The sequence below is a fragment of the Actinoplanes sp. NPDC049548 genome, assembly GCF_040676695.1.
Taxonomy (GTDB): Bacteria; Actinomycetota; Actinomycetes; order Mycobacteriales; family Micromonosporaceae; genus Actinoplanes.
Genome location: NZ_JBFAPM010000015.1, coordinates 118,832 through 132,960 on the forward strand (window position 1 = coordinate 118,832; position 14,129 = coordinate 132,960).

The following is a 14,129-nucleotide window of genomic DNA, read 5'->3' on the forward strand; positions in this document are numbered from 1 at the left end:
TTGTCGCCGGGTTCAGCGGGCCATTAAGAATGGCTTAACTTCTCGGGTTTTCTCCCAGCCGGAAACATGAGTGGGTGTTCATGGAATGCGCGCCCGCGCGCCCGAGAGCCGTGACGCTGTGTCAAACACGTTCGACCATCCGTATGGCGCCCCGGAGAAAAGTGAACCAATGGGCGGTCACGGCCGTAGTGTCCGGTGAGGGTTGGGGGCCACCGGCGTCCGCGGCGGACCGGCTCGAGGGCGCGAGGGGCGTCCATGGGTCGGGTGACGCGGCTCCACAGGCGGTAGCGCGCCGCGCAAAACCGTGGTTAACCTTCCAACTCGACCGCGCGAGGGGTGGTGACGGGGCGCGCGGCCGGCGTACGTGACGGCGAGGACAGGGGGACGCATGCGGCATCGGGCCGGCTCGGCGCACCCCGCACCGCGCCTGGGCGCCGGGGTGACCCGATGAGCTACGAGGACGACGAGTACTGGGACGCCGAGTACGACGACGAGCGGCCGACCCCGTACACCGACTCCACCGTCGCGGCCCGAGACCCGTACGCGGATGCAGCCGTCCTCTCGCGCTGGGGACCCGACACACGACGGCGTCCGGAACCGGTCAAACCGCCCCGCGCGCAATACGTCGACGACGATGATTTCGAGGAGGCACCGGCCATTTCCCGTACGCGGGAAAGGACCGCACCACGCCCGGCGGAACCGGTCGTCGACGAGCTGGCCGAGCGCAGGGAGCGACGACAGGCCGGCTACAAACGGTCGCCGAACCGCGAGAAGCAGATCAAGCAGGCCTTCGACGGCGAGCGACCCAGCTGGCTGGACGACCCGGACTTCGAGGAAGCCGATCTCGACGTCGCGCCGGTCTCCCCCGGCGTCGAGGGCTGGCAGATGCGCAGCCTCGACTTCGACGAGCTGGAGTACGACGACCGCGACTTCGACGCCTCCGACTGGGAGGCACAGCGCCGGTACGTGACCGCCCAGCGAGCCCGCCGCATCGAGACATCGTCCTTCTGGGACGGCGACCAGGAGGAGGAACCGAGCCGCGGCCGCCTGAGCCGGCGCAAACCCGCCGAGGCCCCGATCACCGGGCGCGCCCGCGTCACGCCGCCGACGAGCGACGAAGACCTGTACGAACCGTCCGAGGACGGGCGTCGGCGTGCCGGAAACGCCCCACGCGACGGCCGGGCGACGGATCGCGACGATGGACTGGCCGCAGACGAGCGGCGGGACCGCGGTCGCCGGCGGGACGAGCGTGACGACGGGCGGCGTGGTGGTGAGCGGCGCCGGTTCGGTCGCTCGCGCCCTCAGAGCCCGGCCCCGCTTCCGCGCGAGGCCGACGAGGCCGCGGCCTCCCGACGCGATGTGTCCGACCCCGCGGCTTTCCGGCGCGATGTGGACGACCCGGCAGCGTTCCGGCGGGATGTGGACAACCCGGCTTCCTTCGGCCGCGGTGTGGACAGCCCTGCCGCCTTCGAAGGCGGTGTGGACAACCCCGCCGCCTACGACCGCGGTGTGGACAACCCCGCCGCGTTCAACCGTGGTGTGGACAACCCCGCCGCCTACGACCGCGGTGTGGACAACCCCGCCGGCTTCGATCGTCGTGTGGATGACGCGGCGGCGCTGCGCCGCGACGGCGATGACAGCGCGGCCTTCGGCCGGGGCGAGGACGGCGTCGTCCGCAGAGGGCAGGACGTCCCGGCGTTCGGGCGCGCGACGGTGCGGCCTGCCGAGGATTCCGCTCCGGTGCGGCGCGACGTGGACGAGGCGGCCGCTGGCCGGCCCGGCGCCGCGTTCGGGCGGGGCACGCGGGCGGACCGTGCGCGTACCGAACTCTGGTCGGACCTGCCCAGTGAGCAGGACCCGTACCGCTCTGATCGAGACGCTCCGGCAGCGGCCGCCCAACCGGAGGACCGCGCCGCCCAATGGGGCGACCAGCCGGCGGAGCCGAAGGACCGCAACGCGGAGCGGGACAGCGAGGGACCTCGCGTCTTGAGCCGCACCACTCCCCCGGCCGCCCCGAAGATCATCAGCAAGGCCACCCCACCGGCCGCCCCGAAGGTCATCAAGAAGGCCGACCCGCCGGCCCAACCCAAGGTGATCAAGAAGGCCGACCCCCAGACCGCGCCTCCCCGCGTGGTCACCCCCGCACCACCGACCGTGCCCAAGTCGCCGGCGGCCTTCCAGGCGGGTACGCCGGGAGCAGACACTTCGACGCCACCGGAGCAGGCAACGGGCGGCCCGGGCAACCGGCCCACGCGTGTCGGCTACATCACCTCGGACGGCCCGATCATCCCGCCCGGCCAGGACCGCCACGGCCGCCGTCCGAGCCCGGGCACGGCAGCCGTCCCACCAGCCGGACCGGAACGAGCCGGCGGCACACCCGACCAACCGGTCAGCCCGGCGGCGTACGCGGACCGCCCGGACGCACCCGTCAGCCCGACGGCATACCAGCCCGGCGTCCAACGCCCCGACAACCCCGTCAGCCCGGCCGCATACCAGCCCGGCAACCAACGCCCCGACAACCCCGTCAGCCCGGCCGCATACCAGCCCGGCAGCCACCGCGCAGGTGCGCCCGTCAGCCCCGCGGAGCCCGGACGCGACGGTCGGGCACGCCTCGTCCCGGCGGCATACGCCCCGCCATCCTCCCTTCCGTCCGCGCCGGTCTCGCCTGCCCGTGAGGACGATTCGCCGGGTTCCGGGTTCGACGCCTCGGCTGCATCCGCTCCGCGGTCGCCGCACGGCCCGACCGTTGCCGGCGCTGCTCCGGTCTCCGCCGCTCCCGGATCGCCCGTGGGTCCGGCTCCGCGGCCGATGCCGGCCATGGCTCCGCCGCCGGTGGCTCCGACCGCACCGCCACCCGTTCGCCGGCCGGCTGCCGCTGTGCCTCCGCGGGTTCCCGCTGCCGAGCGGCCGTCGTTCGAGGCGCCGCGCGCACCGGCCGCCGCGTTCCAGCCGTGGGCGGACCCTCAGGACGCCCCCGCCGGTACGGACCCGCGCTCCGGCCAGCTCCCGCCGGCCGCGCACGACGACGCCTCGACCGCGGAGCGGCCCATCGTCGGAGGCCCCCGCACCGCGATGATCCTGTCGACGGGCGAGCCGACCGCGGTACCCCCGTCCCAGCGGCCGCCGTCCCGCATCGCCCCCGTCGGCGGAGCCCCCGCCCAGGAACGCCCGATCAGCGCCATCCCCGGCCGTGAACGCCCCATCAGCGGAGCCCCCGGCCAGGACCGTCCGACAAGCGCAGTCCCCGGCCAGGACCGCCCGATCAGCGCCATCCCCGGCCGCGAACGCCCCATCAGCGCAGCCGGCTTCCAGCAGCCCACCAGTGGAGCCCCCGGATTCCAGCCCACCAGCGGAGCCCCTACTCAGTACCGGCCGATCAGCGGAGCCCCAGCCGGCGAACCCGGTTCGGTCCCCCAACGGCCGGCGGGCGCCCCTCCGGAAGCCTCCGGACGGGCGACTGTCGATCCGCGCCTGCTGGGCGCGCCGACGGACGAGCTCCCGACCACCACGGCCGGCGACGCCTCCAGGATGGGCATGTCCGGACAGGGCACAGTCCGCGTCCCGGCACCTCGCCCACCGGAACCGCACCACCCGCTCCCCCCAGCCCCGAACCCGCACGCCGAGCCGGCCCGCACCGAGGCACCCCACCACGCAGAGGCCGCTCGCCAAGCGGAAGCAGCCCGCCAGGCACAGGCGGCGCGCCAGGCGGAAGCCGCCCGCCAGGCAGAAGCCGCCCGCCAAGCGGAAACCGCCCGCCAAGCCGAAGCCGCCCGCGAGGCCGAAGCCGCACGCTGGGCCGAAGCTCACCGCCAAGCGGAAACAACCCGCCAAGCCGAAGCCGCCCGCCGCGCGGAGACAGCCCGCCAGGCGGAAGCCCAGGCAGCCCACCTCGCCGAGGTGGCCCGCCGCACCGAGGCAGCCCGCCAGGCGGAAGCCACCCGCCAAGCAGAGTCGGCCCGCCAGGCGGAGATCGCCCGGGACGCGACAGCAGCCCGCCGCGCAGAAGAAGCCCTCCGCCTGACCGAAGCCACCCGCGAAGCCGAGGCGGCTCGCCAGGCCGAGGCGACCCGGGCTCTCCAGAAGGACAACCCCACCCATCCGGTCTCCGCCGAGCCGCCCGTCCACCGCCCGGGCCCGAACCCGGCGTTGAACGCCCAGCCGATCGGCCGGCTGCTCACCTTCGGCCCGGACGGGCCGCGCAAGTACGCGGACGCCGACCTCGGTCCCACGTGGTTCAACCCCAAGGCGGAGCCGCAGGCAACCACGGATGCCGACCGACCCGCGCCGACGGCGGGCGACGAAGGCGGGGGCACGGACCAGAAGGCCGCCGGCGTATCGATCGACCTGGACATCACCGGGCTGGTGAACGGCCTGGCCGCGACACCCACCGCCGACGACTCTCCCCGCGAGGCCGCGGCCGAAAGCCCGGCAGGCGACGACAACAGCCCGCCGGCCCAGGAGGAGCTCGCCGCGGCCGAAAGTTCCGCAGGCGACGCGGACCGCCCGCCGGCTCCGAAGGATCTCGCTGCGGCCGAAAGCCCGGCAGACGACGCGGACCGCCCGCTGGCTCCGGAGGATCTCGCCGCGATCCGCTGGCGGCTCGACGGTGCCACGCTCAAGGAGGTCGTCGACGACCGCGACGCCCTCCGGGAGCTCGGGGAGCGGCTCGACAAGCCGCTGGCCGAGGAGCTGGACAACGTCGCCCGGGCGGGGCTGCTCAGTGTGCGGGCCGAGGTCTACCGGTTGCTGGGTGAGCTGGGGATGGCGGCGGCCGCGAGCCGGCTGGCGCTGGCTCATGCGGAGTCTGCCGGGGATGTGCAGGCCACCGTCATCGCGCAGGCCGAGCTGGCGCATGTGCTGCGGTTGCGGGGTGACCATCAGGAGGCGGACCGGCTGTTCGAGCAGGCTGCCAGCGCGGATGCTCCGGATGCCCTGCGCAGCGTCGTGCATGAGAATGCCGGGCGGAGCGCGTTCGACCAGGGGCGGCACATGGAGGCGCTCGATCATTTCGCTCGGGCTGTGCGGTTGGGGGCGCCTGACGACCAGGAGCTGGTGCAGCGGATCGATGTGGCGCTCGAGGCCGTGTACATCCATGTGCTGCGGGACGGGTGGGGGCCTTATCCGCGGCTGCGCCGCGAGATTCTGGGCACGGTCAGCGGCGGGGATCCGGAACGAAGGTCCTGACTTCCGGTACGGGGTGCTGCGGCCGCACGGCCGTGGAGATTCTGCCGCGGCCGGAGGCTTTGGCGTCGTAGAGGGCCGCGTCCGAGGCTGACACCAGCTCCTCCGCCGTGTCGGCGTCGCCGGGGAGGACCGCGACGCCGATGCTGAGGCTCGGGGGGCCGCCCGGGAGGTCTGTGGCCGCCGCGACCATGCGGGTGAGCGCTTCCGCCACGGCGACCGCCGCCGAGCGGCTGAGGGGCAGGAGCATGACGAACTCGTCGCCGCCGAGGCGGGCCGCCGTGCCGACGTCGCCTGCGACCGTACGCATGGCCGTCGCGACCTTCTGCAGCGCGCGGTCGCCTTCGGTGTGGCCGTACGTGTCGTTGATGGCCTTGAAGTGGTCGAGGTCGACCGTGATCAGGGCGAGGCTGCGGCCGGACGAGCGGGCCGCGGTCGCCTCCCGGGCGAGTGCCTCGGTGAAGGAGCGCCGGTTCGCCAGGCCGGTGAGAGCGTCGGCGTTGGCCTGCCGTTCCAGCACCTCGCGGAACTTGTCGGCGCGGGTACGCAGGCTGGAGACCACGACCGCCGTCATCGTCGACGCCAGCACCATCGCGACCCAGTCGGCGAGGCCCCGGCTGGCGCCGAGGATGGTGAAGACCGCCACCGCGTCACCGGCGAAGATCAGGGCGAGGTTGAGCTGGATGACGCTGCGGCCGAGGAAGTTCGCGGCGTACAGGACGGGCCAGAGGTAGAAGAGCTGGGCGCCGGTGCTGGCGTCGTTGGTGGCCATGTTGAGCACCGTGATGAGCACCGTGGCCAGGATCGGCGCGATGTACCAGAAGCTGCGCGGCATGAGGGCGGGGCGCCGCCAGCAGATCACCCCGATCGCCGCCACGGCGACGAACGCGATCACCACTCCGACGACGCCGAGGTGCGAGATGTTCGGCGTCAGGACGCCCGTGACCAGCAGGTACGGGGCTCCGGCCAGGGTCAGGTACGCGACCGCGCGGGCAGCCCCGTGCAGGTCACGCAGCTCGAATCCGGCGCGGTCCGTCCTGAACAACACGTCCCCAGATCGGCCGCCCCACCGGCTACTTGAGCAATCAACCCAGGGTGGCGCCGAGGCTGGCCACGCTGACCAGGACCAGGGCCGCGATCTCGCGGAGGCCGAGCCGCTGGTGCAGCACGACCAGGCCGGCGATCGCCGCGGCCGCCGGTTCGAGGCTCATCAGGATGCCGAAGACGCGGGTCGACATGCGGCGCAGCGCGTTGATCTCCAACCCGTACGAGAGGACCGAGGAGAGCAGGGCGACGGTGACGGCGCCGATCAGCAGGTGCGGCTGGTGGACGACCTCGGTGGCGCCCGGCGCGCCGAACGGCAGGACGATCACCGCCGCCACGGCGAGCGCGACGGCCAGTCCGCCCGTACCCGGAACCAGGGAGCCCAGATGCGCACTGGCCAGGATGTAACCCGCCCAGCAGAGCCCGGCGGCGAAGGCCAGGAGCAGGCCGCCGAGCGGCGCGGCGAGGCCGGAGCCGAGCCCGAGCAGGGCGACGCCGCCGCCGGCGAGCAGCGCCCACAGCAGGTCGGCCAGGCGCCGGGTCTGGGCGAGCGTGAGCAGGAGCGGGCCGAGGAACTCGACCGTGACGCCGACACCGAGCGGCACCGTGCGCAGGGCCAGGTAGAAGAGCAGGTTCATGCCGGCCATCGCGAGGCCGAGCAGGGCCGCGGCCCGCCACGCGCCGGCGGTCCAGATCCGGACCTTCGGCCGGAAGGCGATCCCGAGGACGAGCGCGGCGACGGCCAGCCGCAGGAGGGTCACGCCCGCTGCGCCGAGATCGTCGAAGAGGGTACGGGCGACCGCGCTGCCCACCTGCACCGACGCGATGGCGGTCAGGACGAGCAGGGGTGCCGGCACGGCCCGGCGCCGCTGGTCGACGGCGGTCATTCGGTGCGCAGCGCGACGACGGGGTCGAGCCGCCCGGCGCGCTGCGCGGGCACGACGCCGAAGATGATCCCGACGGCCGCCGACACCCCGAACGCCAGCGTGAGCGACCACCAGGTGACCGCCGCGGGGACCGGGGACAGCCGGTCGACGAGCAGGGCCGCGCCGATGCCGAGCGCCATGCCGAGGACGCCTCCAATCGTGGTGAGCAGGACGGCCTCGAGCAGGAACTGCAGGCCGATGTCGCGGGGGCGGGCGCCGACCGCCTTGCGCAGGCCGATCTCGCGGGTGCGTTCGCGGACCGAGACCAGCATGATGTTGGAGACGCCGACGCCGCCGACGAGCAGGCTGATCCCGGCGATCGCGGCCAGGACGCCGGTGAGCACGCCGAGGATGTCGCCGAGCACGCCCAGGATCTGTTCCTGGGTGACCGCGCTGAAGTCGGTGTCCGGATGCCGCTCGCTCAGGGTCGCGACGATGTCCGCACCGAGGGCGTCGATGCGTTCGCGGTCGGGGGCGCGGATGGCGAGACCGTCGATGCGGTCGGTGCCGAGCAGCCGCTGGGCGGCGGTGACGGGTACGTGCACCTCGTTGTCGCGGTCGACGCCGAGGCTCTGCCCGAGGCGTTCGAAGGTGCCGATGACCCGGAACCGGACGCCTCCGATGGTGATCTGCCGTCCGATCGGGTCGCGGTCGCCGAACAGCTGGGTGGCGACGCCGGCGCCGAGGACGGCCACGCGGCGGGCGGTGTTGACGTCCGCGCGGGTGAGGTAGGCGCCGCGATCGAGGTTGCGGACGAACACGGTGGGCGTGGTCTCGAGGACGCCCTGCATGCTGGCGAACGTGGAGCGGCTGCCCGCGCGGACGTTCTCCCCGGAGGCGATGGTGACCGCGACCCGCGACCGGTCGCCGACCACCCGGCTCACCGGGTCGAGGTCGTCGAGCGACATGGTCGAGACCGAGGGGGCGGCGCCGGCTTCGAGCCGCCCGGGTACGACGATGAGCAGGTTGGAGCCGAGCCCCTCGACCTGCTGCTCGATCTGCTGTTTGGTGCCGGTGCCGATGGCGACGAGCGCGACCACCGCGGCGACGCCGATGACCACGCCCAGCATGGTGAGCACGCTGCGCAGCCGGTTGGCGCGCAGCGCGTCGAGGGCGACCCGCCACGCCTCGGCGAGCCTCACGACTGCCCGCCGTCGGGGTCGGGGGCGGCGAGCGACTCGCCGACGATACGGCCGTCGCGCATGACGATCTGCCGGTGGGCCCGGGCGGCGACCTCCCGGTCGTGGGTGACCAGCACCACCGCGACGCCGTCGGCGTTGAGCGACTCCAGCAGCGTGAGGACCGACTCGCCGGTCGCGGAGTCGAGGTTGCCGGTGGGCTCGTCGGCCAGCAGCACGGAGGGTCCGGTCACCAGCGCCCGCGCGATCGCCACCCGCTGCTGCTCGCCGCCGGACATCTGGTTGGGGCGGTGGTCGACGCGGTGGGCCAGGCCGACCCGGTCCAGCAGCTCCGCGGCGCGGGCGCGGCGTTCCCGGCGGCCGACGCCGCGGTAGACCAGCGGCAGCGCGACGTTGTCCCGGGCGGTGGTGCGCGGGAGCAGGTGGAAGGACTGGAACACGAAGCCGATGACCTCGTTGCGCAGCCGGGCCAGCTCGGGCGGGGAGAGCGAGGTGACGTCACGGCCGCCGATGACCAGCGTGCCGCCGGTGGGCCGGTCGAGGCCGCCGAGCAGGTGCATCAGCGTCGACTTGCCGGAGCCGGAGGTGCCGACGATGGCGAGGTAGTCGCCGTCGGCCACGGTCAGCGAGACGCCGCGCAGGGCGGGCACGGAGACGCCGTCCAGCTCGTACGTGCGGGTGACGCCGGTGGCGACGATGGCCGGACCGCTCACGGCAGGTCTTGCCCGGCGCTGACCTGGTCGGCGCCCGCCACCACGATCCGCTGGCCGGCGTCGAGGCCGGTGACGACCTGCACCACGTCCTCGCCCTGGACGCCGAGGGTGACCGGGACCCGCTCGGCCTTGCCGCCGCGGTCGGCCCAGACGACGTCGCGCCCGTCGCTGGACTGCACGGCGCCCGCGGGCACGGTGACCGCGTCGGTGGCCTGTCGCACCCGCAACCGGACGATGGCGCTCATGCCGGGCCGCGGGTCGGGAGCGGCCGTGCCGTCGGCGTACTTTCCCTTGCCCAGCGACAGCCGGACCCGGTACGAGACGCCGCCGCGGGCCGACGTGGTGGGGAGCAGGTCGACCGCGCGGACCTTCGCCTCGTACGTGGCGCCGGCGGCCGCGTCGAGCTCCACCGTGCCCGTGCCGCCGGGCTTGACCAGCAGCACGTCCGTCTCGTCCACCTCGGCCGCGACGCCGAGCGCGGCGGTGTCGACGACGGTGAGGATCGCGGTGCCGGTGCCGACCGTGGCGCCCTCGGGGACGGCGACGTCGACGCCGGGCAGCGGGGCCTGGGCGGTGCCGGTGGTGGCGGCGGCCGGGTCGGCGTTCGCGATGAGGTCCGTCAGTGAGGGGCTGCCCGTGGCGCCGGTGCCGCCCAGCTGCACCACGCCCGAGACCGGCGCGCGCAGGGTCAGGGCGTCGACGGCCGCTTCGGCCAGCTCGTACGCCTGCCGGGCCTGGACCCGCTGCGCGGCGGAGAGCGCGCTGACGGCCTGGCTCACGCTCGCCACCCCGCGATCGAGCGACCGTACCGCGGCCGCGGCCGCCTCGGAGACCGCCGCATACTGTTCCCGGGCCGCGGCGAGCTGGGCCAGCAGGACCTTGCGCAATGCTTCGTCGGTGATCGCGGCGGCCGCCTCCCGCGCCTCGGCGAAGGCCTTGTCCGCGTTCGCGTCGGTACGCTGCCGCGCCGCCACGAACCCGGCCGTGCCACCGCCGGCCGGTACGCCGCCCCCGCTCGCCGCGTCGAGCGCCTCGGCGGCGGAGTCGAGGCGCTTCTGGGCGGCCGGGGAGTCGACGACGGCGACGACCTGACCCTTGCGGACCCGGTCGCCGGCTTCCACGCGCAGCTCCGCGAGGGTGCCCTCGGCGGGTGAGGTGACGGTCCCGGCGGCCCGGGCGGTCACCGCCCCGGACGCCTCCACGATCTCGTCGACGGTGCCGCGGCCGGCGGTCCCGACGGTGACCCCGGACGGCTCGTGACCGCAGGACGCCGCCGTCAGCGGGGGCAGCAGGACGCAGGCGAGCAGCAGCGCGGTGGCGCGACGGGGGGATCGGGACACGGACGCCACTCTATGTCGCCGCCCGGCGCGGCGGCCGGTCCGAACGGCGGGGCCCCGGCGAGCCGGGTGGCCCAGCACCCGCCGGCCGAACGGCCGAGATGAACGTTTTCGGACCGGCCGAACGGTCACACGGTCGTGTCAGGTATCCGCTCGGCGGGTGGCGGAAGGCCGACGGCGCATCTCACCATGGCGTGCGAGCCTGTGATGCGGCCGGCAGCCGGTGGGCCGCATCCGATGACAATCGGCCGTCGTGAACCGCGCGCCTTTGGCGCCCGTAATCCTCCAGCGAAGGAAGTGAGACATGTCGCTCCATGGATTACCCGCCGCGGGGATGCTGCGCGCCGACGAGCTGACCGTCGTGCACCACGACGACACGGTGAGCCGGTTCACCGACGTGAGCTATTCGCTGAGCCGCGAGGGCCTGCGCGTGCTGACCGCGACGGGCGACGAGAAGGCGTTCCCTGGCCACGACATCCTGACCACCCAGGCGACGTACGCCCACCCGCCCCTGGCGGCCTGAGCCCGACGACGAACAACGGCCCGCCGGTCTCCGGCGGGCCGTTGTCGTACGGGCGGTGATCAGGTGCCGGGACGGCGCCCGAAGACCTTGACCGTGCGGCCGATCTTGCCGATGCCGTAGTACGCCTTGGCGTCCGACGGCAGCAGGTTGACGCAGCCGTGCGAGCCGCGCCACGCGTCGTGGATGTACGTGGTCGTCTGGTGGAAGCCCCGGCCGCCGATGAAGCGCTGCCAGTACGGCAGCCACACGTCGTACGGGTCCGACCATTCCTTCTTGGTACGCTTGTTGATCTTGAAGGTGCCGGCCGGCGTCCGGTAGCCCGCCATGCCGGTCCGGGTGACGGTCGGCTTGCGGTAGACCTTGCCGTTCTTCATCACCCAGGTCGTCTGGTGCGTCAGGTCCACGCAGAACGTGGTCTTCGTCCGGCTCGCGTGGCACGCCGACGTCTTGGTCTCGGCGAGGCGCTTGGCCACCCCGTACGTCGTCGGGCCCGCGAGGCCGGCGGCCGGCTGGATGCCGTACCGGCTCTGGAACTTCTTGATCGCCTTGCAGTCGGCGGCGGACTGCCGGCCGTCGACCGTGACGGCGCCGAAGCCGCCGAGCTTCTTGAGGTAGCCCTCGACCTGCTTCTGATATCTGCCCGTCGAGCACGAAGCCGCGGCGGCCTTCGTGACGACGGCGGTGACCGGTGCCGCGGCGGCGACCCGCGGGGCGGCCGTGGCCGCGCCCGGGGTCAGCGCGACAGCGCCGAGTCCCCCGCCGACCGCCGTCGCCACGACGGCGGCGGCGAAGCGCGCGGAAACCCGCTGTGCTCCCAAAATGTTCCTCCCCAGGAAAACGTGAGAGGCACATGGAAGCACATCGGCAACGCGCGCAGGGTCCGCCGGGCGACCGTGGCACGGATCCGGTAGGTCAGGCCCGTCACAGGGGCGTGGCGAAGTCCTGCACCCAGTACGGCGTCCGGTCCGGGGAGAACGCCAGTCCCAGCCCGACCTGGTGCAGGCGGCAGTCCATGATGTTCTCGCGGTGCTCGGGGCTGTGCATCCAGCCGTCCACGACCTCGTAGACGCTGTCCTGGCCGCGGGCGATGTTCTCGCCGTAGCGCGACCACTCGTAGCCGGCGGCGCGGACTCGCTCCCCGGCCCGGTCGCCGTTGCCGTCCTCGTGAGCGAAGTAGCCCCGCCGGGCCATGTCGGCGGCGTGCCGGTTGGCGGCGGCGATGAGCCGCCGGTCGGCCGTGAGGTCGTCGCAGCCGCCGCGCCGGCGATGCTCGTTGACCAGGCGCAGAGCCTGCTGCTGGACGTCGCCGCGCGGGTCGGCGGAGAGCGCCTGGGCGGCGGTGACGTCGCGCTGCGCGCTGGCGGTGTTCTTCTGCGGCTTGTCGGCGTCCGGCGCGGGGGCGGGCCGGGTGCTCGGCGCAAGGTCCGGCTCGTCCTGGGGCCGGTCCGGCTTCGCGGCCGGCGACCCTCCGGGCCGGGCCGCGGGTTCCCGGGTGGGCACGGCCGGGTCGTCGGTCCCGGGGAGATCCGGTACGCCGGTGACGCCGGGCGCATCGGTGCCGGGGAGGCCGGACGCGTCCGACCCGGCGGCGGCCGGTACGCCGGCGTCCGGGGGCAGCTGGGGCACCATGGGCACGTCCGAGATCACCATCGACGGCACCGGCGGCGCTTCGGACGTCGTCTCCGCGCCCGCGGTGGTCGCGACCATGACCCCGCCCACCAGGACCGCCGACACCGCGACGGTCACCACGACAGCAGGCTTGCGCACCCTGGCCCTCTTCTCGTGCTCGTGGCACCGCGCCCCGTGCACGCCGCCCTCGAGGGGGTCCAACGCGGCGATGATCGACCTGGTGACTCGCGGCCGTCGCGTCCCACGATCGGCCCGAACTCACGAAATGGCGCCTGAGCTGCACTTTCGGCGTTCGACATGGACCATCCACGTCGCACAGTCGCACCGGGGAACGCCACACTTCATTCCTTCGGGGTAACCCGGCCGGGCGTAGTTGCCGACCGGGCGACCGGTCCCCCGTGTCCCCGGCCGTGGCTACCGTTTCGCGGTGCGCAACCGCTACCTGGACCTTCTCCGGGCCGCCGCGATCGCTCGCGTCGTCGTCTACCACCTCTTCGGCTGGCCGTGGCTGGCCCTCCTGCTGCCCGCGATGGGCATCATGTTCGCCCTCGCCGGGTCGCTGACCGCCGCGTCGCTGGACCGGCGGTCGGCCGCGCGGGTCGTCGGCTCCCGGCTGCGCCGCCTGCTGCCGCCGCTGTGGCTGCTCGGGCTCATCGTGGTGCCGGCGATGATCTACGCGGGCTGGGCCGGGCAGGAGGGCGGCGACCGGCCGTGGAGCTGGAAGCTGGCGCTCTGGGTCCTGCCGCTGGGCGACCCGCCGGGCAGCTCGGAGGGCATCGACGCCTGGGAGCCGCTCTGGTACATCCGGGCGTACCTGTGGTTCGTGCTGCTGTCCCCGCTGCTGTATCTCGCGTACAAGAAGGTCTCCTGGGCCGCCGTGGCCGCGCCGATCGTGCTGATCGCAGTGCTGGACAAGACGGGTTTCTCCCTGCCGTTCGGTCGCGCGGACGCCGCCATGTGGGACTTCGCCACCTACGGGGCCTGCTGGATCGCAGGGTTCGCCCACCACGACGGCCGCCTGCACCGGATCCGGCCGGGCCTGGTGGCGGCGGCCGCGGCGGTGCTCGGCGTCGCCGCGCTGTACTGGCTGCACGGGCACGCCGGCGAGGACGGGTACGACCTCAACGACGTACCGGAGGCCCAGGCGCTGTGGTCGCTGGCCTTCGTTCTCGTGGCGCTGCGCTGGCGCCCCGACATGACCTGGCTGTCCTACGCCGGGCCGCTGGACCGGACGGTCAACCTGCTGAACGCGCGAGCCGTCACGATCTACCTCTGGCACAACATCGCGATCGCGGCGATCTGGCCGGTGCTGACCCTGGTCGCGATGGACGACCTCGGGTCGCTCGAGGGCCCGGTCTCGCTGGGCGCCACGGTGGCGCTGACGGCGGTGGCGGTCCTGGCGTTCGGCTGGGTGGAGGATCTGGCCGCCCGCCGCCGCCCCCGGCTGTGGCCGGCGTCCGCCTCTCCGGTGCCGGCGGATCATTCCTCCGCGCCGGCGGGTGCGCATGCGGCCCCGGACGACCGTCCGCCCGCGCACCGGCCGGCGCCGGTTCAGCCGCCCGTTCAGGCTCGCCGGGAGGCTCCCGCCGAGGAGCCGGCGGTCTCGTGGTTCGGCAGTGGCCCGGACCGGGAGTGAC

10 protein-coding genes are annotated in these 14,129 nt (G+C 74.0%); 3 read left to right on the forward strand and 7 right to left on the reverse strand.

Annotated features, from left to right (window positions below; genetic code table 11):
• The first annotated feature begins 447 nt into the window (after positions 1-447).
• On the forward strand, positions 448-5,184 hold the full coding sequence (locus AB0J80_RS26965) for a hypothetical protein (RefSeq protein ID WP_364710119.1): 4,737 nt from the start codon (positions 448-450) through the stop codon (positions 5,182-5,184).
• Here AB0J80_RS26965 and AB0J80_RS26970 read toward each other — a convergent pair.
• Genes AB0J80_RS26970 through AB0J80_RS26990 form a run of 5 tightly spaced genes read right to left on the reverse strand, consistent with a single transcriptional unit; the run spans position 5,153 to position 10,343 of the window.
• Entirely contained in the window at positions 5,153-6,229 is a 1,077-nt protein-coding gene (locus AB0J80_RS26970; protein ID WP_364710122.1) for a GGDEF domain-containing protein, read from the reverse strand. The genes AB0J80_RS26965 and AB0J80_RS26970 overlap by 32 nt on opposite strands.
• Before the next feature lie 37 nt (positions 6,230-6,266).
• On the reverse strand, positions 6,267-7,112 hold the full coding sequence (locus AB0J80_RS26975) for an EamA family transporter (protein ID WP_364710124.1): 846 nt from the start codon (positions 7,110-7,112) through the stop codon (positions 6,267-6,269).
• Positions 7,109-8,293 (reverse strand): ABC transporter permease, encoded by a 1,185-nt coding sequence (locus AB0J80_RS26980; protein ID WP_364710126.1) that lies wholly within the window; start codon positions 8,291-8,293, stop codon positions 7,109-7,111. The genes AB0J80_RS26975 and AB0J80_RS26980 overlap by 4 nt, the downstream gene beginning before the upstream one ends.
• Complete coding sequence (locus AB0J80_RS26985) at positions 8,290-9,003, reverse strand: ABC transporter ATP-binding protein (RefSeq protein ID WP_364710129.1); 714 nt, start codon at positions 9,001-9,003, stop codon at positions 8,290-8,292. The genes AB0J80_RS26980 and AB0J80_RS26985 overlap by 4 nt, the downstream gene beginning before the upstream one ends.
• Positions 9,000-10,343: an HlyD family efflux transporter periplasmic adaptor subunit gene (locus AB0J80_RS26990; RefSeq protein WP_364710132.1), complete on the reverse strand. Its 1,344-nt coding sequence runs from the start codon at positions 10,341-10,343 to the stop codon at positions 9,000-9,002. The genes AB0J80_RS26985 and AB0J80_RS26990 overlap by 4 nt, the downstream gene beginning before the upstream one ends.
• A gap of 301 nt (positions 10,344-10,644) precedes the next feature.
• Here AB0J80_RS26990 and AB0J80_RS26995 point away from each other — a divergent pair, with 301 nt between their 5' ends.
• Complete coding sequence (locus tag AB0J80_RS26995; RefSeq protein WP_364710135.1) at positions 10,645-10,863, forward strand: hypothetical protein; 219 nt, start codon at positions 10,645-10,647, stop codon at positions 10,861-10,863.
• A gap of 59 nt (positions 10,864-10,922) precedes the next feature.
• Here the strand turns inward: AB0J80_RS26995 and AB0J80_RS27000 are convergent, their stop codons facing one another.
• The gene (locus AB0J80_RS27000; protein ID WP_364710138.1) at positions 10,923-11,681 is read right to left on the reverse strand and encodes a L,D-transpeptidase family protein; all 759 of its coding nucleotides are present in this window, start codon (positions 11,679-11,681) and stop codon (positions 10,923-10,925) included.
• Between the two features lie 103 nt (positions 11,682-11,784).
• Positions 11,785-12,693 carry a CAP domain-containing protein gene (locus AB0J80_RS27005; protein WP_364710140.1) on the reverse strand — a complete coding sequence of 303 codons (909 nt, stop codon included), beginning with the start codon at positions 12,691-12,693 and terminating at the stop codon, positions 11,785-11,787.
• A gap of 226 nt (positions 12,694-12,919) precedes the next feature.
• Here AB0J80_RS27005 and AB0J80_RS27010 point away from each other — a divergent pair, with 226 nt between their 5' ends.
• Positions 12,920-14,128: an acyltransferase family protein gene (locus AB0J80_RS27010; protein ID WP_364710143.1), complete on the forward strand. Its 1,209-nt coding sequence runs from the start codon at positions 12,920-12,922 to the stop codon at positions 14,126-14,128.
• The last annotated feature ends 1 nt before the right edge of the window (position 14,129 follow it).

Excerpts from the sequence above, each read along its gene's own strand:
- AB0J80_RS26965 (WP_364710119.1), top strand. The coding sequence starts at position 448 with ATGAGCTACGAGGACGACGAGTACTGGGACGCCGAGTACGACGACGAG.
- AB0J80_RS26975 (WP_364710124.1), bottom strand. The coding sequence starts at position 7,112 with ATGACCGCCGTCGACCAGCGGCGCCGGGCCGTGCCGGCACCCCTGCTC.
- AB0J80_RS26995 (WP_364710135.1), top strand. The coding sequence starts at position 10,645 with ATGTCGCTCCATGGATTACCCGCCGCGGGGATGCTGCGCGCCGACGAG.